Origin of the sequence: Bacteroides sp. 1001302B_160321_D4 (assembly GCF_015667765.1) — a bacterium.
Taxonomy (GTDB): Bacteria; Bacteroidota; Bacteroidia; order Bacteroidales; family Bacteroidaceae; genus Bacteroides; species Bacteroides xylanisolvens.
In genome coordinates this window covers 1-24063 of the sequence record NZ_JADPLO010000001.1, presented here as the reverse complement: position 1 = coordinate 24063, position 24063 = coordinate 1, and the positions used below count along the sequence as shown (strand labels likewise).

Sequence of the window (24063 nt, the reverse complement as noted above, 5' to 3'; positions counted from 1 at the left end):
CCGGGCGGCAAAAGAACTGACAGACAAATGAGAAATAAAAGACTACAAAGTCAAGTGACGGCAGGACGGTGGACCCTGCCTGCCGTTATCTTTATCTGCGCCCTATGCTGGGTGTTGACTTACTTTTTATTTCCCGACTCCATAGCCTCAACAACACCCAAGGACAGCTCTTCTTTCTTGCAATCCACCCGCGATTTACTGCTTCCGGGATGGGCAGAACGAATTGTCAGCTTTCTGGTTTACGCAATCATCGGCTACTTTCTGATAGAGCTGAACAACCAGTTCAGTATTATCCGCATGAGGGCTTCCATGCAGACAGCTATTTATTTCCTGCTGGTCACCGTCTGTCCGGGAATGCATTTACTATACATAGGAGACATTGTCGCCCTAGGTTCTCTTATTTCCATTTATTTTCTGTTTAAAAGCTATCAGCAAGCTCAAGCTGCGGGCTATCTATTCTATTCCTTCTTCTTTATCGGAGCGGGAAGTATTCTTTTCCCACAGCTCACCATCCTCTCGGTGCTTTGGTTGCTCGAAGCCTACCGTTTCCAGTCGCTCACTCCGCGTAGTTTCTGCGGCGCGCTGCTCGGATGGATGCTGCCCTACTGGATGCTGTTCGGACACGCCTTCTTCTATAATGAGATGGAGTTGTTCTACCGCCCTTTCAACCAGCTATTAGCTTTCGGAGAAATCTTTAACTTACAAATCCTTCAACCCTGGGAATTGGCTATACTGGGCTATCTGCTCGTGATGTTTATCGTCAGTGCTGTCCATTGCATCGCTGCCGGATTTGAGGATAAGATACGCACACGTGCCTATCTCCAGTTCTTGATAGACCTGACGCTCTTCCTGTTCCTGCTGATTGCCTTGCAACCGATATATTGCAGTGCCCTGCTGCCTTTGCTTATCATAAGCAACAGCATCCTGATCGGGCATTTCTTTGTACTGACCAATAGTAAAAGTTCGAATGTGTTCTTTATCATTTCATTGGTCGGCCTCATCCTCTTATTCGCTTTTAATATATGGACGCTTTTGTAGATTCAACGATACAACTCCTCATAGAATGGGGACTTCCGGGATTATTCATCTCGGCTTTATTGGCTGGGAGCATCGTGCCTTTCAGTTCCGAACTGGTACTGGTGGCATTGGTGAAGCTCGGCTTGCCCCCGATAGCCTGTCTGATAGCCGCCACTCTGGGCAATACAGTGGGCGGAATGACTTGTTACTACATGGGACGTCTGGGTAAAGTTAGCTGGATTGAGAAATACTTCAAGGTAAAGAAAGAAAAGGTAGACAAAATGGTGAAATTCCTGCAAGGGAAAGGGGCATTGATGGCATTCTTCACCTTTCTTCCTGCCATTGGCGAGGTGATCGCCATTGCACTGGGATTTATGCGAAGCAACACATGGCTTACTATTGTTTCCATGTTTGTCGGCAAACTGATACGTTATATCCTTCTCCTGTATGTGCTCGAAAGTGCCTGGGATGCTATGGCGGGGTAGAGGTCTTTTTTAAGTATTAAGTATTAAGTATTAGGTATTAAGTATTAAAGATTGAGTGATGGAAAGAATAATTGAGAGAACCGATGACGGGAGCGCTACTCTGTTTGTTCCGGAATTGAATGAACATTATCATTCGACGAAAGGGGCACGCACGGAGTCTCAACATATTTTCATCGATATGGGGTTGAAAGCCTCTCCTGCCGCTACTCCACGTGTTCTTGAAATCGGCTTCGGGACAGGGCTAAACGCTTGGCTCACCCTTGAAGAAGCGGAAAGAAGCAGACGAAATATACACTATACAGGGTTGGAACTCTATCCGCTAGACTGGCAAACAGTAGAACAGCTAGGATATATCTCCAGCGATGAGCAGCTTACCATACATCGAATACAAACAGCAACCGACGAGCAATTTACCCCGAATGAAGAAGAACAACAATCGGCTATCGAATTGTTTAAGCAGCTTCATACATCGCCCTGGGAAAAAGACGTGCAGCTTACGCCACACTTCACCTTACGAAAAATAGAAACGGACGTGAATAAGTTGAGAGTTGAGAATGGAGAGTTGAGAGTGAACAATAGCAATGACAGCGTAGCCGACTCTCAACTCTCAACTCTCAACTCTCCATTTAATCTAGTCTATTTCGACGCCTTCGCCCCGGAAAAGCAACCGGAAATGTGGTCGCAAGAACTATTCAACCGCCTCTATGTTTTATTAGATAAAGACGGAATTCTGACTACCTACTGTGCCAAAGGTGTAGTACGCCGAATGTTACAGACAGCCGGATTCACAGTAGAACGTCTCCCCGGACCTCCGGGTGGTAAACGGGAAATATTACGGGCCCGGAAACAAGAGTAGAAACAAGATAAGATTGAAACCCCGAAACAGAAAAAATCATGAAACAACAACTAAAAGATATGAGAACACTTTTCCTTCTTGGTGCTTGCCTCCTGATGGCAGCCTGCACAGGACGTTCCTCCCAAGCAAGTAACGGTGACGAGACAAAGCCGGTGATAACCGTCACACTGGAACCGCAACGTTATTTCACCGAAGCTATTGCCGGAGATAAATTCAAAGTAGTCAGCATGGTGCCCAAAGGTTCCAGCCCGGAGACATACGATCCTATCCCCCAGCAACTTGTTTCTTTAGGAAACAGCAAAGCCTATTTCCGCATCGGGTACATCGGCTTCGAACAAACCTGGATGGACCGCCTGATGAACAATACTCCCCATATCCAAGTGTTCGACACCTCGAAAGGAATCGACCTCATACTCAATAATGATGACCATGGCCATGCCCACGGCCACAACAGTCACGACGGCCATATCCACGCCGTAGAGCCACACGTATGGAATTCTACCGGTAATGCTTTAATCATCGCCGGAAACACCTACAAGGCCCTTAGCCAACTGGATAAAGCAAACGAACCATATTATAGAAACCGTTACGATTCTCTCTGTCAGCGCATCCAGCACACCGACAGCCTGATTCGCCGACAACTCTCTGTCCCCGAAGCAGCCAAAGCCTTCATGATTTATCATCCGGCCCTCTCCTACTTCGCCCGCGACTACGGATTGCATCAAATTTCGATCGAAGAAGGAGGCAAAGAACCCTCTCCCGCTCATCTGAAAGACCTGATAGACGTCTGTCAGGCGGAAAATGTAGGCGTTATCTTCGTTCAACCGGAGTTTGACAAACGCAATGCGGAAACCATCGCGCAGCAAACCGGAACGAAAGTAGTCCCTATCAACCCGTTAAGTTATGACTGGGAGGAAGAGATGCTGAATGTAGCCAAAGCCCTTGCGCCGCAAGCTACCACCAAATAAACGTATAAAGAAAGAACCAATCAAGCCCTTTCCAATAATGAAACCAATAATCGAAATAAAGAATCTTTCCGCCGGATATGACGGTCGCACTGTTCTCCACGATGTTAATCTAAGCATCTACGAACGGGATTTTCTAGGTATTATAGGTCCGAACGGAGGCGGCAAAACAACGCTTATAAAGTGCATCCTCGGTCTGTTAAAACCAACCGGAGGGGAAATTATATTCCATACTCCCGAGAAGGCTCCCATAAGAACATCTACGGAAGGGACTTCAACAGAAACATCTGCCAAAAGTTCCTTTCAAAGTTCTTCCGCAAAATCCCAGCTTTTCCTCGGTTACCTGCCGCAATACAGCACCATAGACCGGAAGTTCCCTATTTCCGTGGAAGAAGTGATCCTGTCCGGATTGAGCATACAAAAGTCGCTCACCTCCCGGTTCACTCCCGAACAGAGAGAGAAAGGCAAACAGATTATCGCCCGCATGGGGCTTGAAGGGCTTGAAAGCCGCTCTATCGGACAATTAAGCGGTGGACAACTGCAACGTGCCTTGTTAGGACGTGCCATCATCTCGGACCCTGCAGTGTTGATTCTTGATGAGCCCAGCACGTATATCGACAAGCGTTTTGAAGCACGCCTTTATGAGTTATTGGCTGAAATCAATAAAGAATGTGCCATTATCCTTGTCAGTCACGACATCGGCACTGTATTGCAACAGGTAAAATCCATCGCCTGTGTCAATGAAACGCTGGATTACCATCCGGACACGGGCGTCACTACCGAATGGCTGGAAAGAAACTTCAACTGCCCCATCGAACTATTGGGACACGGCACACTGCCTCATCGGGTTTTAGGGGAACATCATCACCATCATTAAAGGATACACATATTCAATATCCCAAACATATATATACAGCAACCCAAGTATTAATACCTGAAATCTCAACCATTAACAGCTGATATTACAAGTGTTAACACCTAACGGCCAAGCTATTAATAGTAAACTTCCGTTGTATTAATAGTAAACTTGTTCTTCTCTAACAGGAAAGTTATGCTTGACTAAGGATAATCTATAAACGCAAGTTACGTTTATAAAATTGCAAGCTTTGTTTTTATAATTGCAAGTTTCATTTATAAAAACAAAACTTGCAATTATAGTTTATGACTAATGAAAAGGAAGTTTGTTATTAAGGCAAAAGAAGTTCACTAACAGGATAAAGGAAGTTTATCTCTAATACACCAGAGCTTATTTATTAAAGGGCTAAAAACAAATTCCTTACTTGCCAACACACAAGTTCCCGCCTTCCGGAAGAGTGAAAGAGATAGTAAATCACCCCTTCGTTACTTAATATTTCTTACTTTCTTCCTCATTATCCTTACAAATCACTATCTTTGCGACCTCATAATTTGTTTTTAACGAATAAACTACGATAGTGCTAATGAAACAGTACAGAACCGTAAACAACCTTATGGGTTGGCTTACATTCATCATTGCGGCAACCGTCTACTGCCTGACAATAGAACCGACCGCAAGTTTCTGGGATTGCCCGGAGTTCATAACCACCGGCTATAAACTGGAAGTCGGTCACCCGCCCGGCGCACCTTTCTTCATGCTAGTGGCGAATCTGTTTTCTCAATTTGCTTCCGACGTAACAACTGTTGCTAAAATGGTGAATTACATGAGTGCCCTCATGAGTGGCGCCTGTATCCTGTTCCTTTTCTGGAGCATCACCCACCTGGTACGCAAACTGGTTATCACTGACGAAAACAATATCACCAAAGGACAGCTTATCACAGTGATGGGTAGCGGACTGATCGGTGCACTGGTTTATACATTCAGTGACACATTCTGGTTCTCGGCCGTGGAAGGTGAAGTATATGCCTTCTCCTCCCTCTTTACCGCTGTTGTTTTCTGGTTGATTCTGAAATGGGAAGACGTAGCCGACCAGCCGCACAGCGACCGTTGGATTATCCTCATCGCCTATCTGACCGGATTGAGTATCGGTGTGCACTTATTGAACTTGCTTTGTCTGCCTGCCATCGTATTGGTATACTACTACAAAAAAACGCCGAATGCTACCGCCAAAGGTTCGTTAATAGCGCTATTAGGTTCAATGGTGCTCGTTGCAGCCGTGCTTTACGGCATCGTACCGGGTATCGTGAAAGTAGGTGGCTGGTTTGAACTGTTGTTCGTCAACGGACTCGGAATGTCATTCAATTCGGGCGTAGTGGTTTATATCATTCTGCTTGCGGCCGCTCTGATTTGGGGTGTATACGAAAGTTACACCGAAAAGAACAAAGCGCGCATGGCTATCTCCTTTATCCTGACGATCGCTTTGCTGGGTATCCCATTCTACGGACACGGAGCCAGCAGTATCATCATCGGTATTTTGGTTATTGCCGCACTGGGACTTTATCTTGCTCCGAGTGTACAGGCTAAAATCAAAGAGAGATGGCGTATCACCGCCCGCACCATGAACACAGCATTGCTGTGCACCATGATGATCGTAATCGGGTATTCTTCTTACGCACTGATCGTTATCCGTTCTACTGCCAACACTCCGATGGACCAAAACTCACCGGAGGATATATTCACCCTGGGCGAATACCTCGGCCGTGAACAATACGGAACCCGTCCGCTCTTCTACGGCCCTGCTTTCTCTTCGAAAGTGGCACTCGACGTAAAAGACGGCTATTGTATTCCGCGCCAGTCGGAAGCAGGAAGCAAGTTTGTCCGCAAGGAAAAGACTTCTCCCGACGAAAAAGACTCTTATATCGAACTTCCCGGACGTGTGGAATACGAATATGCACAGAATATGTTTTTCCCGCGTATGTACAGCTCGTCACACGCACCACTCTACAAGCAATGGGTAGACATCAAAGGACACGACGTTCCTTACGACCAGTGTGGAGAAATGGTAATGGTGAACATGCCTAACCAATGGGAAAATATCAAATTCTTCTTCTCCTACCAGTTGAACTTCATGTACTGGCGTTATTTCATGTGGAACTTTGCCGGACGGCAGAACGACATACAGGGTAGCGGAGAAATTGAACACGGCAACTGGATCACCGGTATTCCGTTTATCGACAACTTGCTGGTAGGTAATCAGGAACTGCTTCCGCAGGATCTCAAAAACAATAAAGGACACAATGTATTCTACTGTCTGCCGCTGATTCTCGGCTTAATCGGACTCTTCTGGCAGGCTTATCATAGCCAGCGGGGTATCCAGCAATTCTGGGTGGTCTTCTTCCTGTTCTTCATGACAGGTATCGCTATCGTGCTCTACCTCAACCAAACCCCTGCACAACCCCGTGAACGAGATTACGCGTATGCCGGTTCGTTCTACGCCTTTGCCATCTGGGTAGGTATGGGAGTGGCAGGTATCATCCGTATGCTGCGAGAATACTGCAAGATGCAGGAACTTCCGGCAGCCGTACTGGCTTCAGTGCTCTGTTTGTTCGTCCCCATCCAGATGGCGGGACAGACTTGGGATGACCACGACCGTAGCGGACGCTTCGTTGCCCGCGACTTCGGACAGAACTACCTGATGACCTTACAGGAAAAAGGAAATCCGATTATCTATACCAATGGTGATAACGATACTTTCCCATTGTGGTACAACCAGGAAACGGAAGGCTTCCGTACAGATGCCCGCACCTGTAACCTAAGTTATCTGCAAACAGATTGGTATATCGACCAAATGAAACGTCCGGCCTACGATTCCCCGTCGCTTCCTATCACTTGGGACCGTGTGGAATATGTGGAAGGACAAAATGAATATATCCCTATCCGTACGGAAATGAAGGCTTTCATCGACAGCTATTTCAAACAGGCAAACGAACTGGCTGCACAGGGAGACACTACCATATTATCACTCGTTCACTCCATTTTCGGTGAGAATCCATACGAATTGAAGGAAATCATCAACCGCTGGATGCTCGGTAAGAACGACCAGTTGAAAGAGCTTCTCAAAAAGACTGGAAAAGATATCCAACTGCCGCTTATCCCTACGGACAGCATCGTAATGAAGGTGGACAAAGAAGCCGTACGCCGCTCCGGCATGAAGATACCGGAAGCTCTGGGCGACTCTATCCCCGAATACATGACAATCACCCTTAGAGACGCCAACGGCAACCCGAAACGCGCCCTCTACAAGAGTGAACTAATGATGCTCGAAATGCTTGCCAATGCCAACTGGGAACGTCCTATCTATATGGCAATCACCGTAGGAAGCGAAAACCATCTGGGCATGGGCAACCACTTTATGCAGGAAGGTCTTGCCTATCGTTTCACACCGTTCGATACGGACAAACTGGACAGCAAGATTGACAGCGAAAAGATGTACGACAACCTGATGAACAAGTTCAAGTTCGGCGGTATCGACAAACCGGGTATCTATATCGACGAGAACGTGATGCGTATGTGCTACACGCACCGCCGTATCTTCACGCAACTCGTAGGCCAGCTTATCAAAGAAGGCAAGAAGGATAAGGCACTCGCCGCACTCGACTACGCCGAAAAGATGATTCCGTCATACAACGTACCGTACGACTGGGCAAACGGCGCCTTCCAAATGGCAGAATCTTATTACCAACTGGGACAGAACGAGAAAGCCAACAAGATCATCGACGAGCTTGCCAACAAATCGCTCGAATACATGATCTGGTATCTTAGCCTGAACGATAACCAGCTTGCCATCGCCGGCGAAAACTTCGTGTACAACGCCAGCTTGCTTGACGCCGAAGTCCGCTTAATGGAAAAATACAAATCAGAAAAACTCGCGAAACATTACTCCACGCAGCTCGACCAACTTTATAACGAGTACGTGACAAGAATGAAAGGGAAATAAATAGTAAGTATTAAGTATCAGGTATTAAGTATTACCATAGCTTCCGATATGTTTTCCGCATGGATAATACTTAATACTTATTACTTAATACTTGTTTAACACAGACTCTCATGTTTATAGAACAACCACCTTGGCTTTTCCGGGCGTTGTATCCACAAGCTATCTTCCGGATGGATCCGAATGAACGGGCAGTCTATCTGACTTTTGACGACGGTCCCATCCCTGAAGTAACTCCCTGGGTACTGGAAGTATTGGAAAAGCATCATATTAAAGCTACCTTCTTTATGGTAGGCGACAATATACGCAAGCACCCGGATGAATACCGGATGGTGGTAGAACACGGACACCGCATCGGTAACCATACCTTCAACCACATCCGTGGATTTGAATATTCTAATCCGGATTACCTCGCAAACGCCAGAAAGGTAGACGAAATTATTCATTCCGATCTCTTCCGCCCGCCACACGGACACATGGGGTTCCGGCAGTATTATACCTTGCGCTATCATTACCGCATTATCATGTGGGATCTCGTAACTCGTGATTATAGTAAACGGATGCGCCCGGAACAGGTATTGAACAATGTGAAGCGCTATGCACGCAACGGTTCCATCATCACTTTCCATGATTCGCTGAAGTCCTGGAATAATGGTAACCTGCAATATGCACTTCCTCGTGCCATTGAATTCCTGAAAGAGGAAGGGTATGAGTTCAAGGTGTTATAATAACAACCTTTGAGAAAACAGAAACTTCGAAAAAAACAGAGATTTTTGAAAAAAGTCTCCAATGAGCCAAGCTTCCTGATAAGAAGATAAAAATATAAGCCGAGGTCTTACGCCCCGGCTTTTGTAGTTTAAGGCCTGTTTCGTGCCCGAAATTGGGAGATCACTCCTCTTTCTTATAAGATGTCAGTACAAGCGCATTTCGCCCGGCAAAGGAAAAAAGAGGGCAAAATAACCAGTATTCAAAAAGTTTCTGATTCACATTACCTTTTCCATCCGTATTTTTTTATACATTTGCAACGGTCTCTTCCGCAGAAAGCCTCCGGGTGGCGAGGGAGAGATGTTTATATTGAGAAGACGTTTACAAGCGTTTGTCATTTATGTTCAAAACTTCGCAAACTTTGACCTATCGGAATGACTAACAGCAACAAAGACGTCCTCCTGATGTGTATTTATATACATCCGTGCCTCACTTTGATAAACAAAGGGGGGCTACGGGTGTTGTACATATCGGCGTGGGCTTTCTGCGTTGTTCGTTCCCGATAATTGGCATTGCGAAGGCCTTGAACATGGAACGGACGAAGGTGAGAGATTCCCACGCCATTTCTATATATTCCTGTCAATAATAGATTGAATTGTCCGCCCAACGGGAGTCCGGGGGACACACATAAGCAGAATAGGCACATGATTCATGCAGGACAACTTATTGAACGCACGCTTCACGAACAGGGACGCACCGTCACCTGGTTCGCTACCCAACTATGCTGCACACGCCCCAATGTTTACAAGATATTCCGGAAAGAGAATATTGACATCCACCTGCTCTGGCGCATCTCCTACATCCTCGGCCACGATTTTTTCCGTGATCTGTCTGACAGTATCAACACCGGAAGCTTCCCCAGTGTATCCAAATAGGATACAATTTCGTATCGTTCTTGGAACTATGTTTTCACCCGGTAGTATACTCCTTTCGCATACCTTTGCAGGCATATTAACATATAATCACAAAAGGACATGAAAACGAAAAAACTATTTCTGATTATTGCTCTGGTTATCGGTTGTGCCGTCGGAGCCCATGCGCAAAAGACGGTCTTCAAGTTTCGCGACGCACAGGCACGTGCAGGCGATGCAGTTACTGAAGTTTGTGTCAAACCGACAGTTGTCGAGGTGAAAATACTGGAAGATAAGGGACGGATCAAGGATGAATGGACACTAAGCAAAGAGGAAGTGGAGATCGCCATGAAAGGAGAACTTGACAACATCCGTGCTTGGGGGACTTATCTGTCCACCATTAAATATAATTGCGACGTCATCATGGGGGCCACTTTCAAAGTGGAAGATAATGAAAAAACAGGTGGGTACACGGTTACGGTGGTAGGTTATCCCGGAATTTTCGTCAACTGGCATCCGGCCACTAAGGACGATTACGAATGGATTCGCCTACAGAAGTTGTCACCCACAGATGGAAAAAGCCAGATAGCGCCCGTCGTTAAGAATAAGAATTAATCACTAAAATATCAATAACAATGAAAAAAGTACTATCAATGGTTGCCGCACTCTTATTGTGTGTAGGAACTCAAGCGCAAATCGTATCATCCAGAAGCGCAATCGTCAAAACAGAGAAGCAAGCCAGCAGCACACAATGGTTCTTGCGTGCAGGTTTGAATATCATGAATTTCTCCGGTGACGGGGCCGAAGGAGCTGATTCAAACATCGGATATAACGCAACATTTGGTTATCAGAAGCCTTTAGGCAGTACAGGAGGATACTGGGGGATGGAGTTTGGACTTGGCTCCCGTGGTTTCAAAGTGGACGACACGAAATGTATGGCTCACAACATACAATATTCTCCGTTCACATTCGGATGGAAATTTGCTGTGGCGGACAACGTCCGTATCGACCCGCATGTAGGAGTCTTCGCTAGTTACGATTACACAAGCAAAATGAAAGAAGATGGAGAAAGCATCAGTTGGGGTGATTATGCAGATTATATGGAGGTTGACTACAATCATTTTGATGCCGGTATGAATATCGGCGTAGGAGTCTGGTATGACCGTTTCAATCTGGATCTCACCTACGAACGCGGATTTATAGATGCATTCAGCGATGCCGACGGATTCAAAACCAGTAACTTTATGATTCGTCTGGGTATTGCCTTCTAAGGACAACCAAACCTCAATAAACCATATTATTTATTCAGCGTCCACGATCTTTTCTTTTCACAAAAAGGGCCGTGGATGCTGTTTTCTTAAAAAGAACGGAATATGATGACCAAACGACAATTTCTGGTAATCTTATATCTACTGGTAGGAATTATCCCACTGATAGCACAGACCTTCACCGAACAGAAAAAGAACTATCCTATCAGTGCAGACGGCAATAAATATGTGGTCAGCGGATTTACCCCTTTCAGCGATATGCAAGACGAAAACATCTACGCTAATGCACTGCTATGGATCGTCAAAAATGTCTGTCCACAGTTACGGGAAGGAATAGCGGAGGTCAACGTACCGGCTAAAAACTTCAGTTGCGATCTGATACTTGCCTCGCAGGCAGACTCAAGCCAAAAGAATACTTACTATTGCAAGGCCCTGTTTCAAGTAAAGGACGGTAAACTGGTTTATTATCTTTCCAATATACGGATAGAGTCATCAGCAGTGATAATGAAAAAAATCACTCCTATGGAGAAGCTACAACCGGACAAAAAAGCATCTCACAAAGAAATCATGGATGATTTCGTACAGATTGAATCGCAAGTATTGAACAAAATGTTCGACTTCATCATAACGAACCAGCTTTCACCGATTACTCATTGGAATGAAATCAACATCAACAAGCCGGTGAAAGGCATGACGGAAGATGAATGTCTACTGGCTTTCGGCAAACCGCAGACTATTCAAGAATCAAATGGAGAAGTGCAATGGATGTATTCCAGCTCGTTCTACCTGTTCTTCAAGAACGGACATGTGGAAACTATTATCAAATAGAGTCTAAAAAACGAATCATCTCAAAATCAAACAATTAAAACAATTTATTATGAAAACAATCTGGAAAGCAACTGTTTGCATAGTTGCAGTATTACTGTCGTTCAGCATTTATTCCTGTGGCGACGACGATGACGACGCTGTCGGTTCACGCGATTTATTGTTAGGAACATGGAATGGAGTGTATTATCTTTCACAAGAATGGGAAGATGGTGAAAAGGTAAGTGACTCTAAAGAAGATTTTGTAAATGGAACCAACCGTTATTCCATAGAGTTCAAGGAAGACGGTACGTATGTAGAAAAAGATGTCTATAACTCCTCCGGAAGTACTAATTATTATCATGGTACATGGAGCTACTCCGGTAATAAGCTGACTCTCATCGACACTGAAGAGGATAATTACACAGAAGTGTGGACAGTGACCACAATGACAGAAAATGAATTAGTCTATGAACTTCGTGAAAAAGAGAAAGAAGACGGAACAACATACGAATATTACGAACAACACGCTTTTACGAGATAATTCAAAGGCGTTATAACATAAAAACTTTCTTTCTTTTTCAGGAAGATAAAATTAAGCAAAGGTTTCTTTTCACCAAAGAAACCTTTGCTTAATCTATTGGAAAAGCAATTCAACACATCAATATGCTACTGCCAGCGGCGTGCGCAACTTCTGCGCATATTCAGCCATATATTTATTCCAGGCATCTGGAGTCTTGATAGCAGCCTTATCCCAGGCAGAACCCCAGTAATAAGTATATTCAGAACCCGGCTCATATTCGCTGATAGCTAAAACATGACCGTCGGCCCCGCCACGTTCTTTCTTTTCCTTTTCAGAAAAAAGAACCACTTTCGCTTCTTTCACCTGTGCAGGAAATGCAGCACCGACAAATATCTTGCCGTTTGCACCGCTACGATCTGTTGTAGGATCCACGTAAGTGATATAGCCATTGGCAGCATCTGCCACAGTCGCACCGTCCGGTTCACGCAGAACCAGTCCGGTAGTCACCGGCATTGCTTCTTTCAGATTGGTATATGAAACAATCGTTTTGTTGAGATAAGAACCCGCATCCAGTGAGATTACACGTGTCTCCACTACATTAGAGTCTCCACGAACTACCAGCGGATTAAATTCCAGCTTCACCGTGAAACGCAGCGGGCCATTATCAAGAATTTCCTGTGTACGATAGCAGTAAGGATAGATAATAGTGTCACCCGCCATCAGAGCAGCAACACCGGCACCCAACGTAGGTCCTACGGCATAGCAATCCATGCCATATCCATGATCGATATGGTAAGAGATAGCTTTTTGTAGTTCGGAGGCAGCTTTAGGATCTGTCTTTTTCAATTCAGCTATCTTGGCACGCTTTTCAGGATTCAGTTCTTCCGCATAGAGAGATTCCAGAATCGGCTCCGTTGTGTTGTACTTCGTGAAAAGGTCGTAGCCGAAACCACGCTCTCCGCGGGCTTGCAAAGCAGGGCCATACGCACGGAATCCGCCAAGATCATTCTCCCAGGCAACGTCGTCCAGACGTTCGGGGTAGTACTTACCGCAAGCAACGACATCGAAAGGTGCCGGTGTACCCGGTTGAATAGTGTAAACAGCCGTTCCGTTCGCTTCTACCGTAGCGGGGAAAACAACCTTTTCGTCATACGTCACCTGATAAGGCACTTGCTGACCGTCAACATCAAGCACTACAATCTGCGCTGTATCTGCCAGTTTCAACTTGGCAACAACATCGCTCATCGGCACTTCAACCATCTCCCCCACCCGTTCAAGAGCCAGCGGATTGGTCACTGTGATTGTCATTGACTGTTTACTGTCGGCACAAGAAGCAAACCCTATCAAGACTACAGCAAACAGAATTAATATCTTTTTCATAATTAGTCTACATTGAATGAATAATATATACTTTGCAAATAGAGGCTATTATATCCGCATCTGTTGGATATATAGATCCAACGCATCAGCTATATATATCCAACGTGTTGGATATATATGTTCAACACGTTGGGCATATATGTCCAATAAGTCGGTCCTATAGCTCCTGCAAAGGGAATGATAAAAAATAAGGTGACAGATGAAAAGAGGATGCTCTTTGCCATTCTATCACCTTATCGGAATCTCTTCTATCTTACATTATTTCGGCTGTTTTCCGATATAAGCAAGGATACCACCATCTACATAAAGAACGTGGCCGTTGACAGCGTTAGAAGCTTCAGAAGCAAGGAACACAGCAGGACCTGTCAGTTCTTCAGGATCCAACCAACGACCGGCAGGAGTCTTGGCGCAGATGAATGAATCGAATGGGTGGCGGCTTCCGTCTGCTTGTTTCTCACGAAGAGGAGCAGTTTGCGGAGTAGCGATGTAACCCGGGCCGATACCGTTACACTGAATGTTGTATTCACCATATTCAGAGCAGATATTGCGAGTCAGCATCTTCAGACCACCCTTAGCGGCAGCGTAAGCAGATACAGTTTCACGACCCAGTTCGGACATCATAGAGCAGATGTTGATGATCTTACCAGCACGTTTTTCCATCATAGCAGGAAGAACAGCCTTAGCAACGATGAACGGAGCATTCAAGTCGATGTCGATTACACGACGGAAATCAGCAGCATCCATCTCGTGCATAGGAACACGACGGATAATACCTGCATTATTTACAAGGATATCAATTGTACCTACTTCTTTGGCAATTGTAGCCACCATAGCCTGAACAGCCGGTTCGTCTGTCACGTCGCATACATAACCGTGAGCTTTGATACCTTTTTCTGCATAAGCTGCCATTCCTTTGTCTACCAACTCTTGATTGATGTCGTTAAAACAAACTTTAGCGCCTTGTTCTGCGAATGCAGAAGCAATAGCAAAACCGATACCATAAGAAGCACCTGTAACGAGCGCTACTTTACCTTCCAAAGAAAAATTCAAATACTGATTCATAATTCTTTTTATTATTAAATTAGGAAAACTATTGGATTTGTTATTTCAAATCTGTAATCAACGAGAAGTCCTGATCGCCATAGTCGAGGTTCTCACCACCCATTCCCCAGATAAAGGTATAGTTGTGGGTAGCAGCAGCCGAGTGGATAGACCATTCGGGCGAAAGAACAGCCTGATCGCCTTTCATCCATACGTGACGTGTTTCGCCTACCTCACCCATAAAGTGGCAGATAGCATGATCTTCGGGAATCTCGAAATAGAAGTAGGCTTCCATACGACGGCTGTGTACGTGGGCCGGCATCGTATTCCATACACTTCCCGGAGCCAGTTCCGTCATACCCATCTGCAACTGGCAGGTGGGCAACACCTGATTCACCAGCATCTTATTGATATTACGGTGGTTGGAGCCTTCCAAAGAACCCATTTCAGCTACTACGGCATCGGCTTTCGTCACCTTACGGTCGGGATAATTGCGATGTGCAGTCAGTGAGTTGAAGTAGAATTTGGCAGGATGAGCAGCGTCCTTGCTTTCGAAAGTCACTTCACGGTCGCCCGAACCCAGATAAAGAGCTTCTTTATAATCCAGTTCGAAGGTTGCGTCGCCCGCTTTCACAATACCGGGACCGCCGACATTGTAAATACCCATCTCGCGACGGGTGAGGAAGAACGGAGCTTTCAGCGGATCGATTGCTTCAAGCGTCAGCACCTCTCCTACCGGCAGCGCACCACCTACCACCATACGGTCGTACATGGAATATACCATATTTACTTCATTGGGGACAAATATCTTTTCAATTAAGAAATCTCTGCGGATTCTTGTAGTATCATAACTTTTTGCATCTTCAGGATGCGCAGCATAGCGAATTTCATAGTTCGTTTTCATACCTTATTTATTTATAGTTATTGAATAAGTTCTCTTTCTACGTGCACTTCGTTTACGTACACGATGCAAAAATAGCAAAAGAAAACGGGTTTACCTTGCAATTTTGTTCCAATTATCCACCAAAAATGTCCAGAATCTGTGCAATGTACACTTTTTTAACGAACTATAATACGATTTGGGAGAGATTTCTACCTAATACAGTTTGAACCTTCTATAATAAAATACAAGCTATTCAACGACCAACACGATAAGCATTAAAATAGTCAATATAACGAATAAAATAAGATTAATGAATTCTATATACGCTGATCCCCTATATACTTCAATTTTATAAGGATATACAAAAACGACGACTTCAGAGTCACGAAAGAAAAGCCCCGAAAGATGTCTCTTTCGGGGCTTTTCTTCGTTGGACTACCAAGATTCGAACTTGGACAAACAGAACCAAAACCTGTTGTGCTACCATTACACCATAGTCCAAACTTATGTGCTTTCTGTTAAAAAGCGGTGCAAAGATAGAGGTTTGCAAGCAAACCTCCAAATATTTCGTTCACTTTTTTACGTTCTATCGAGTGAATCGTGCATTATTACTTTGCAATCAGCAAAAAATAGTTCTTTTTACCGCGCTGAACAAGCAGATATTTTTCATCGAGCAAGTCAGCAGTTGTGATTACCTGATCAAAGGCTGTTAGTTTCTCTTTGTTCAACGAAACGCCACCGCCTTGAACCAACTTACGCATCTCACCTTTCGAAGCAAATACAGCCGCATTATCGACGAACAAATCTACTGCCTTCACTCCTTCTGCCATCGCATCACGGGAAATCTCAAATTGGGGTACTCCTTCAAATACAGCCAGCAATGTATCCTCGTCCAATTTGCGCAAAGCGTCGGAAGTAGCATTACCAAACAAAATATTGGATGCGTCAACCGCTGCGTTATAATCTTCTTCCGAGTGAACCATCACAGTTACTTCTTTAGCCAGACGTTTCTGAAGGAGACGCAAGTGCGGAGCAGCCTGATGTTCGGCAATCAGTGCTTCAATTTCTTCTTTTTCGATAGAAGTGAAGATTTTGATATAACGCTCGGCATCGGAGTCGCTTACATTCAGCCAGAATTGATAGAACTTGTAAGGTGAAGTATAGCGAGGGTCCAGCCAGATATTTCCGGATTCTGTTTTACCAAACTTACCGCCGTCAGCTTTTGTAATCAGCGGGCAAGTCAGTGCGAACACCTCTCCCCCATTGGTACGGCGGATCAATTCGGCACCGGTAGTAATGTTTCCCCATTGGTCAGAACCACCCATCTGAAGCTTACAGCCCTTTGTTTCATACAAATGAAGGAAGTCATATCCTTGAAGCAACTGATAAGTGAACTCGGTAAATGACAATCCATCACGCGCTTCACCATTCAGACGGCGTTTTACAGAGTCTTTTGCCATCATATAATTCACAGTAATGTGCTTACCTACTTCGCGAGCAAAATCGAGGAAAGTGAAATCTTTCATCCAGTCATAATTGTTCACCAGTTCGGCACGGTTAGGCACATCCGACTCGAAGTCGAGGAACTTGGCAAGCTGTTTCTTGATACACGCCTGATTGTGACGCAATGTTTCCTCGTTCAGCAGGTTACGTTCTGCTGATTTTCCGGAAGGGTCTCCAATCATACCTGTAGCGCCACCGATCAGTGCCAACGGCTTATGACCGCAGCGTTGGAAATGACGAAGGATCATCACTCCACAAAGGTGACCAATGTGTAGCGAATCAGCAGTCGGGTCGATACCCAAATAGGCAGTCACCTGCTCTTTGCTTAACAACTCTTCTGTTCCCGGCATGATGTCCTGCAACATGCCACGCCATCTCAATTCTTCTACAAAATTCATCGTATTACTCTATTAATTAGTTGTTTTTTATTGTATTTCAATCCCATGTGCGACAAAAGTACGACTCTTTCTCGGAAGATACAACTCTTATGCCCTAAAAAAGACATTTTGGATATTTCGGCGGATCGTCTCACGCAACGCTTCCACTTCTACCCCACGCACTTTGGCTGCCCGGCACAGGATATCTTCAATATCAAGCGAACTGTTGTCCGTTTCCAGAAACAACCGTTCGTCGGGTACTGTCTGCATCGTTTCATCAGGATAATACTCTCCAAAAGAGAGATAAAAACCCTTTTTCAACAACTGCATCGCCTGCTCCGGTTTTCCACGGAAACCATGCCATACCCAAGCTTGTTGGGGACGAAATTCTTTTTTCACTGCTAACAGCTCGTCCATTGCTTTCACGCAGTGGATAATCAACGGCAAACCATACTCTTCCGACAGCCTCACCTGCGCTTTAAACACCGTTAACTGAAGTTCCATTGAAGCTACTGCCAATTTATCCAATCCCGCTTCTCCTACGGCGACAAACTGCTTTTTCCGCAACTGCTGCTTAAGATAATCCAAAAGCTGTCCGGCATTATGCTCTGTCAACTCCCAGGGATGAATACCGACAGAATAATAATATCCCCTATCCACTTCCACATCTCCTGCGAAAGGCATATACAATGGAGAGTCCGCCAACAGCGGATAATTCACGATAGATTTTCCCAGAGAATCGGCCTCCAGTTTATGAGTATGAATATCCAAAATGTCAGTCACATTCTTTTTCATCTTCTATTTCTCATTTTAATTGCTTCAAGGTACGGGATCATAGCCGGAACCACCCCAGGGATGGCATCGCAGAATACGCCGCACAGCGAGGTAAAGCCCCTTTACAGGACCGTGTTTCTTAATTGCTTCGACAGCATAAGCCGAACAAGTTGGCGTGAATCGACAAGAGGGAGGAGTAAGAGGCGAAATACAAACCCGGTAAAAGTAGATGGGAACAAGCAACAAGAAAGAGAATACTTTCCTCAAAATTCCCGTTACGAATACCCACAGGGCAGATATCCGGGAGTTACGAGGTTTCATGAGGATAGTTTTTCAGAGATGCGCGCAAGCGCTATTTTCATCTTTTCTTCCAATTCGGAAGTTGCAATAAGCTCGTCCGACAGATAGATAAAGGCAACGGCTAACCGCTGCTCCCGGCGTTGCAATTCGTCCACCAAGAGAGATTTGTTCTTCCGGTAGGCTTCGCGTATCTGACGTTTCACACGGTTGCGTTTCACCGCTCGTTTAAAACGACGTTTCGATACGCTGATTAATATAGAAGCAGGAGCCTCGCCCTGCTCAACAGGCATGTATACAACGCGTATCGGAAAGATGGAAAACGACTTCGAAACGCCGCCTTCAAACATCTTTCCGATCAAAATTTTACTATTCAGCCTTTCGGCTTTACACAAAGTATATATACCCACTCTGTTTATTTATTGTTTTCTCTGATAAACATATCAAGTGCGGCAGTCATTGACGGAGCCTGCACCGTAGGAGCTTCAAGGTCCAGACGGAGACCTGCGTCACGTACAGCCTGTGCGGTAGTAGAGCCGAAAGTGCCGATCTTAATCTCTCTCTGATTAAAATCAGGGAAGTTCTTCTTCAATGAAGTCACTCCGGCAGGGCTGAAGAACACTAACATGTCATAATCAAACTCCTCGTCCGGTGTAAAGTCGTTGCTCACTGTACGGTACATCACAGCTTCTGTATGCTGAATGTTATTCTTGTCGAGCAAGTTTTTCACATCGTCATTGTGTACGTCTGACATCGGAACGAGATATTTCTCCGTTTTATGCTTCACAATGGAAGGTATCAGGTCCTCAATCTTTCCGGTAGCTCCGAAGAAGATCTTACGCTTGCGGTATTGCACATATTTCTGAATATACAATGCAACAGCTTCCGTCACGCAGAAATACTTCATCGTTTCGGGAATTGTCACGCGCAATTCAGTACACAAAGTGAAAAAATGGTCAATAGCATGGCGCGAAGTGAATATTACGGCAGTGTGGTCGAGAATCGAAATTTTCTGTTGCCGAAATTCTTTCGCCGAAAGACTTTCAACCTTAATAAATGGTCGGAAATCTATTTTAACGCCATACTTTTCAGCTATGTCGTAATAGGGAGATTTCTCTGACGCAGGCTTAGGCTGCGACACTAGTACTTTTTTAATTTTCAACGTCCTAAAATTTTATTAGCAAAATATTGTTCATTTGAATCATACCTTGATAGAGTAGCAAACAAGGTACTATTTCAAGAGCGCAAAAGTACAAAATTAATAGGAAAAGCCCGCTAAATTGATGAAAAAAAAGCTTTATCCACTTATAAAACATCAATATTTTAGTGAAAATTAAAATAATAGCCCCAATTATGACCAAATTTGTGAGACTTAAATCAAAATAAACTAGAAAAAGAACGAATGGAAAGAGGGCAAATCCGACATAATATATGAGCGCAGAATAGGATTCCAGCCATATATTTGTCTTATTTTTATCAAAAAACGTCCACCCAAGAAACATGTAAATCAGCCATTTTAGTAAGAAATAGGCAAGGCAGAATCCAACGTAGATACCCAGCAAAAGGAGGGGGGATACCCGGTTCATCAAAGCAGGGCATGTATCATGAAAATAATTGAGAAATGTGATACCCGACAAGACACAAGTCTGCAACACAAGCACAAGGAGATAACGCACATCGGCTGCCGTAGAACTATCAAAAATACTCGTTCGTTCACGGTGCAATACAAAGTCTTTCACCTGTTGGGAGAGAAATTTCTTTCCGCGCGCCAAGGCTATGGAGGAAAGAAAGAAGCAAGCCAGCAAGGTCAACGCAATGGCATCGTCCGTGCGGGGAGAGTAGGAGATAGGTGTCCCCTCAAAGCCGGAATCAACTTCTTGCACAGTATGAAGATCAACCAACTGCAGACTATCAGTGTCCGCCTTTGCCGGACTAGTCTGGTTCTGCCGAAGAAGGGACAGCGTATCCGCACTTCGGGAACTTAATATATCGCCTATCATATCGCCGCAAATTTACGAATGGAAATGTCCCATACAGGAGTTTCATAAAGCAATTGAACCGCTTCTTCCGGCGTCTGCGCCACTTTCCATATATCACCATGCTGCCGGCGCATAAAGTTCTCATCAATAGCCTTTTCAAGCATTTCGAGGAGTGGATCGAAGAATCCGTTTATATTGAGGATTACAATCGGATTGAGATATAATCCCAATTGTTTCCAGGTAATAATCTCCAGCAGCTCTTCAAGGGTACCGCATCCACCGGGCAAAGCAATAATGCCATCGCTCAAATCTGCCATCTTCCGCTTGCGTTCGTGCATGGATTCTACTTCAATCAGTTCTGTCAATCCCGTATGATGCCAGTTTTGCTCTACCATAAAACGAGGAATCACACCTGTCACCTCACCACCATTTTTCAATACAGCATCTGCCATAGAACGCATCAGGCCAATACTTCCGGCTCCATTTATCAAACGAATACGGTGTTCGGCAAGCAAACGGCCGAGAGTATCGGCTGCTTGGAAGTAAACAGCGTCTATCTTGGTACTGGAAGCACTATATACACATACGGAATTTATCTGATTCATCTTCATCACTATCCATTATTATATCGAGAAGGCAAAATTACGAAAAAATTCCGTTATTCACATTCAACTTAATCAGAGATCATTTTTATCTCTACATTTATCTATCCCTATAAAAAAATCTTGGACTCCTTATCCAGAAGTCCAAGAACCTTTCTCACAGAGAATACATCTATCACAGATTTCTCATCTACTAACAGGTGTATCAAATTGTTGCTGAATGAACTTTATTATTCGAATCATAAAATCATTCGAACACCCTACCAGTAGTATTCAGCATACAATTTAAAAAAGTGATTTTAATTCTACGTTTCAATATACCTTTATGCGCCTTTCACAAGGTTTATTAAGCCCACGGATAGAATTTACCGATCTTTCCCCTTTCGGTCATCTAATCGCCATTTCAGCAATGCGCCATATATTTCAACAGCGGGGCTTCATCAGTTAATGATTTAGGTATATCATCATTATGTTAGTTGCAAATAATATATATTTCAAAGATTTATTCTAATTCAAAATCTCCGGTAAAGGCCTCCTCCGAAAGCTGTATTTCCAAGATATATTTACCTTTTTCCTCACCAGCAAGATCGACATAAACCTTATTTACATTTAAATCAGTAGAAGTATAAACAACTTCTTCTGTTTCTGCATCTTTTATAATAACAGTCACAACAGGAACAGTAGAAAGAAGATCAATAGACAATAATGAGTTTTCAATAAAAGCTTCAGGAGTAACAGGAATAGACCGATGTTGTACCTTAGTTTTATTTTTCAATCTGATTTCACGCGCAGATATCATTTCATCTGCAAAGGAAAACGTACTCACTTGAAGTAAAACAGCCAACAATAAAAAAGGTAAGAATTTAGCTTTCATAATAAATGGGTTTAAAATTTCGCTTCAAAAATACACAGATGAAGCAAAAGAAACGATTATTATGTGGTAACAATGGTAACAGACATTCATTAAAAAATAAAACAAGCAAAAAGTTCGTATCACATCTCACTGATTATCAACACCAAACACACGCTCAAAAATTTGTGCATCCATTTTATTCTTTATGCGATTTTTACGTGTTTTAAGAGCATCTGATGTGGCATCCATTAACTCCATTACAACAGTTTTTGAGCAACAAAGTAATGAAAGAACACAAAAAAACACATCATCACCAGTTAAAGCAGGATAACGTTCTTTTAAGTTCATCATCACATCAACAAATGCATTAGAAATATCAGAACGTATTTCCTTCCTCAAGCTACGCATCACCAATAACTGTTTAGGAGTTGCTCTCTCCAACGCTTCCAATTGATCGTAGCAATCAGTTGTTTTAAGTACTGATATACATAATTGAATCTGTTGTTCGGTCAATTCCGATCTTTTCTTATCTATATGTTCCTTATTAGATTCAGAAAGCTCTTCTTCTTTTAACAGCATAGTATCCACTCGTTTTTGGGTCAATTCATGCTGTAGAGCTATATAATGCTTTTTCCTTTTTCTGTCGTTCCACATAAAACAGAAAACACATATAATCATTAAAGAAGAAAATGCAGTAATCAAACTAAAAATTAGCGTTCTAGTATGCTCTGACAATAATCTTTTATGCTCTTCCAGTTGATGTTTATCCATAAGGCGGTTTAGCTCCTCATTATCAGTCATAATCTGCATAGAATCATAAAGTATCTTATAAGCATCCATATTCTCTGTTGCAGTTTTCCACTCTCCCTTTCTCTTCGCTATCTGATACATACCATCATAACAAACGGCCTTTCCATAAATATCAAGCTCATCCATGTTCTTACTAAAAAAATAACTGGCAGAATCTAGTTTATTCAGATTCAACATAATTTGAGCCTTTGACAAACAAGTATTAATAGCATCCTGCCCCTGTAATAGAATTGCTTTCGACACAAATTTATCTGCTTGAATATAATCCTTTTTCTCACTATAAACCATAGCTAAATCGTGATAAAGAGCTCCTATCAAACTAGAATCTTGATCTGCCAATGCACAATCAAGAGCTTGTTGATAATAATATAATGCACTATCCTTTTCATTTTGCAATAAAAACACACGCGCAATCCCTCTCATCGGATATGTCTGTTCATCTTTGCCTTTCAATATCTGATAAGCCGCACGATAGTTTTCTATTGCTACATTGTACAAACGATCCTCTTCATAACATTCTGCAAGATTATCATAAATCATTGCTAAGAATTCATTCCTAACAGGCATCAATCGAATTGCCGTCAGATATTCTTCGACGGCAAATGAGGCATATCCTTTCTCGCTATAAATAGCTCCCCAGTAATAATGAGCCTTTGCAGCACGCAGACTTTTCTTCTTATCGCCATAATAGTCAACAGCCGTTTTTATCAACGAATCATCCTCTAAAGCAATATAGTTTTTATGCCGTGCCTGTGTGAGCAGTAGCGCATAAAGCGCCCGGTCAGCACGTGGCATCTTCTGTGGATAAGTAATTGATTCCAAAATAGACAAAGCACTATCTGGATATGTCTCCATTAATGAATCAGCGCATAATAACAATTGATTCTTCACTGAAGGAGAGGAACAGGAAGAAAGAGAGACAGACATAAAAATGCTACCTACGCTGACAAGTAAAATAGAGAACACCAATAAATAGCGTTTAGAACAACAACATCTTGTTTTCATTTAGCAGTCTGTTTTATTTTACGATACAAAAGTAGCAATTTCCGATAAAACATACTTAGTAGCCAAAAAACATTTATTTAGGGATATTCAGTAAATGTTCCTCTTTCTAAAAAATCAAGAGAAAAGCTTTGCTTTACGTGAGCTTTTCTCTTGATTTTTTCGTTCAACTCTCCCA

The 24063-nt window shown here is 43.6% G+C and carries 24 protein-coding genes and 1 tRNA gene; 12 read left to right on the top strand and 13 right to left on the bottom strand.

All coding sequences use genetic code 11. The features are described 5' to 3' along the window. Positions 1 to 27: 27 nt before the first annotated feature. The 12 genes from KFO40_RS00125 to KFO40_RS00070 all read left to right on the top strand — a co-directional run bounded on the left by KFO40_RS00125 (position 28) and on the right by KFO40_RS00070 (position 12405). Positions 28 to 1038: a hypothetical protein gene (locus KFO40_RS00125; protein ID WP_117809303.1), complete on the top strand. Its 1011-nt coding sequence runs from the start codon at positions 28 to 30 to the stop codon at positions 1036 to 1038. Continuing rightward, complete coding sequence (locus KFO40_RS00120) at positions 1023 to 1502, top strand: YqaA family protein (protein ID WP_117809304.1); 480 nt, start codon at positions 1023 to 1025, stop codon at positions 1500 to 1502. The genes KFO40_RS00125 and KFO40_RS00120 overlap by 16 nt, the downstream gene beginning before the upstream one ends. 58 nt (positions 1503 to 1560) lie before the next feature. After that, positions 1561 to 2358 (top strand): tRNA (5-methylaminomethyl-2-thiouridine)(34)-methyltransferase MnmD, encoded by a 798-nt coding sequence (mnmD, locus tag KFO40_RS00115; RefSeq protein ID WP_087317982.1) that lies wholly within the window; start codon positions 1561 to 1563, stop codon positions 2356 to 2358. Between the two features lie 38 nt (positions 2359 to 2396). Then, complete coding sequence (locus KFO40_RS00110; RefSeq protein WP_211145936.1) at positions 2397 to 3326, top strand: metal ABC transporter solute-binding protein, Zn/Mn family; 930 nt, start codon at positions 2397 to 2399, stop codon at positions 3324 to 3326. 37 nt (positions 3327 to 3363) lie between these two features. Beyond that, the gene (locus KFO40_RS00105) at positions 3364 to 4200 is read left to right on the top strand and encodes a metal ABC transporter ATP-binding protein (protein ID WP_211145935.1); all 837 of its coding nucleotides are present in this window, start codon (positions 3364 to 3366) and stop codon (positions 4198 to 4200) included. Positions 4201 to 4762: 562 nt separating this feature from the next. Then, complete coding sequence (locus tag KFO40_RS00100; RefSeq protein ID WP_211145934.1) at positions 4763 to 8176, top strand: DUF2723 domain-containing protein; 3414 nt, start codon at positions 4763 to 4765, stop codon at positions 8174 to 8176. A gap of 110 nt (positions 8177 to 8286) precedes the next feature. Then, a complete protein-coding gene (locus tag KFO40_RS00095; RefSeq protein ID WP_004313712.1) occupies positions 8287 to 8901 on the top strand; it encodes a polysaccharide deacetylase family protein in 615 nt (204 codons plus the stop codon). 681 nt (positions 8902 to 9582) lie between these two features. Further along, positions 9583 to 9813, top strand: a complete 231-nt coding sequence (locus KFO40_RS00090; protein WP_004313711.1) for a hypothetical protein — start codon at positions 9583 to 9585, stop codon at positions 9811 to 9813. A gap of 99 nt (positions 9814 to 9912) precedes the next feature. Further along, positions 9913 to 10404 carry a hypothetical protein gene (locus tag KFO40_RS00085; RefSeq protein WP_165861457.1) on the top strand — a complete coding sequence of 164 codons (492 nt, stop codon included), beginning with the start codon at positions 9913 to 9915 and terminating at the stop codon, positions 10402 to 10404. Positions 10405 to 10424: 20 nt separating this feature from the next. After that, positions 10425 to 11060 carry an outer membrane beta-barrel protein gene (locus KFO40_RS00080; protein WP_120067712.1) on the top strand — a complete coding sequence of 212 codons (636 nt, stop codon included), beginning with the start codon at positions 10425 to 10427 and terminating at the stop codon, positions 11058 to 11060. A gap of 105 nt (positions 11061 to 11165) precedes the next feature. After that, positions 11166 to 11885, top strand: a complete 720-nt coding sequence (locus KFO40_RS00075) for a hypothetical protein (protein ID WP_410489890.1) — start codon at positions 11166 to 11168, stop codon at positions 11883 to 11885. A 49-nt stretch (positions 11886 to 11934) separates the two neighbouring features. After that, on the top strand, positions 11935 to 12405 hold the full coding sequence (locus tag KFO40_RS00070; RefSeq protein WP_004307810.1) for a lipocalin family protein: 471 nt from the start codon (positions 11935 to 11937) through the stop codon (positions 12403 to 12405). 117 nt (positions 12406 to 12522) lie between these two features. On the opposite strand, the gene KFO40_RS00065 is transcribed toward KFO40_RS00070, so the two are convergent. The 13 genes from KFO40_RS00065 to KFO40_RS00005 form a co-directional block, all read right to left on the bottom strand. Continuing rightward, the gene (locus tag KFO40_RS00065) at positions 12523 to 13764 is read right to left on the bottom strand and encodes a DUF4861 domain-containing protein (protein ID WP_061447902.1); all 1242 of its coding nucleotides are present in this window, start codon (positions 13762 to 13764) and stop codon (positions 12523 to 12525) included. Positions 13765 to 14022: 258 nt separating this feature from the next. Next, the gene (locus tag KFO40_RS00060; RefSeq protein WP_049701506.1) at positions 14023 to 14826 is read right to left on the bottom strand and encodes a gluconate 5-dehydrogenase; all 804 of its coding nucleotides are present in this window, start codon (positions 14824 to 14826) and stop codon (positions 14023 to 14025) included. 40 nt (positions 14827 to 14866) lie between these two features. Next, complete coding sequence (gene kduI, locus KFO40_RS00055; protein WP_008023755.1) at positions 14867 to 15709, bottom strand: 5-dehydro-4-deoxy-D-glucuronate isomerase; 843 nt, start codon at positions 15707 to 15709, stop codon at positions 14867 to 14869. 409 nt (positions 15710 to 16118) lie between these two features. Further along, a tRNA-Gln gene (locus tag KFO40_RS00050) sits at positions 16119 to 16189 on the bottom strand. A 107-nt stretch (positions 16190 to 16296) separates the two neighbouring features. Then, positions 16297 to 17589, bottom strand: coding sequence for a tyrosine--tRNA ligase (gene tyrS / locus KFO40_RS00045; protein ID WP_211145933.1), 1293 nt, complete (start codon positions 17587 to 17589; stop codon positions 16297 to 16299). A gap of 87 nt (positions 17590 to 17676) precedes the next feature. Next, entirely contained in the window at positions 17677 to 18363 is a 687-nt protein-coding gene (locus tag KFO40_RS00040; RefSeq protein WP_118220203.1) for a TatD family hydrolase, read from the bottom strand. A gap of 24 nt (positions 18364 to 18387) precedes the next feature. Then, positions 18388 to 18663 (bottom strand): membrane protein insertion efficiency factor YidD, encoded by a 276-nt coding sequence (gene yidD / locus KFO40_RS00035; protein ID WP_008641574.1) that lies wholly within the window; start codon positions 18661 to 18663, stop codon positions 18388 to 18390. Then, positions 18660 to 19049 (bottom strand): ribonuclease P protein component, encoded by a 390-nt coding sequence (gene rnpA, locus KFO40_RS00030; RefSeq protein ID WP_009040713.1) that lies wholly within the window; start codon positions 19047 to 19049, stop codon positions 18660 to 18662. The genes yidD and rnpA overlap by 4 nt, the downstream gene beginning before the upstream one ends. Before the next feature lie 5 nt (positions 19050 to 19054). After that, positions 19055 to 19801: a uroporphyrinogen-III synthase gene (locus tag KFO40_RS00025; RefSeq protein ID WP_008023747.1), complete on the bottom strand. Its 747-nt coding sequence runs from the start codon at positions 19799 to 19801 to the stop codon at positions 19055 to 19057. Positions 19802 to 19805: 4 nt separating this feature from the next. Next, positions 19806 to 20639, bottom strand: coding sequence for a DUF4271 domain-containing protein (locus tag KFO40_RS00020; RefSeq protein ID WP_211145932.1), 834 nt, complete (start codon positions 20637 to 20639; stop codon positions 19806 to 19808). Beyond that, positions 20636 to 21223, bottom strand: a complete 588-nt coding sequence (locus KFO40_RS00015) for a TIGR00730 family Rossman fold protein (RefSeq protein ID WP_049702242.1) — start codon at positions 21221 to 21223, stop codon at positions 20636 to 20638. Before KFO40_RS00015 ends, KFO40_RS00020 begins: the two co-directional genes overlap by 4 nt. 499 nt (positions 21224 to 21722) lie before the next feature. Further along, entirely contained in the window at positions 21723 to 22094 is a 372-nt protein-coding gene (locus KFO40_RS00010) for a DUF3244 domain-containing protein (RefSeq protein WP_008641569.1), read from the bottom strand. Positions 22095 to 22220: 126 nt separating this feature from the next. Continuing rightward, entirely contained in the window at positions 22221 to 23888 is a 1668-nt protein-coding gene (locus tag KFO40_RS00005; RefSeq protein WP_008641568.1) for a tetratricopeptide repeat protein, read from the bottom strand. Positions 23889 to 24063: the final 175 nt, after the last annotated feature.